At 43.9% G+C, this 435-nt stretch carries 1 protein-coding gene; it reads right to left on the bottom strand.

The window, feature by feature from the left end; all coding sequences use genetic code 11:
• Nucleotides 1-435: pentapeptide repeat-containing protein (locus IEX97_RS13650; protein WP_229776917.1), on the bottom strand; the 435-nt coding region annotated here is incomplete at both ends.

The following is a 435-nucleotide window of genomic DNA, read 5'->3' as shown; positions in this document are numbered from 1 at the left end:
CTGCAGTAATGCCATTGGGTAACCCTTCTGCACGAGCTATCTCTTCAGGAGAAAATCCCGCACCTTTTAATTCTCCATCGGAGAACCCTGCGTCCTTAAGTTCTTGCGCCGTAAATCCTGCATTCCTTAATTCACACGCATCAAAATCACAAGCTCTTAGTCGACTTGCACTAAATCCAGCGTTTTTTAATTGTGTAGCATTAAAACCTGCAGCGCGTAACTCTTTACAATTACAAACTTGCTGCAAGTCATTAAGCGAATAACCATTTTCTTTCAACTGAACGCAAGTGCATGCTTCCTTTAATCCACTTAGCGTAGCTCCCTCCTTAACCGCGCTTTCTACAGCAGATTTGCTGCAATTAGCATCTTTTAATGATTGCAACCAAGCGCCTTTTTGTGGCCCGGCAACGTCTTCAAGCGCAAGCGTTGAAAAAC

Origin of the sequence: Paenalicyclobacillus cellulosilyticus, from assembly GCF_014647315.1 — a bacterium.
Classification (GTDB): Bacteria; Bacillota; Bacilli; order Alicyclobacillales; family Alicyclobacillaceae; genus Alicyclobacillus_J; species Alicyclobacillus_J cellulosilyticus.
This window is presented reverse-complemented; position numbering and strand designations above follow the sequence as displayed.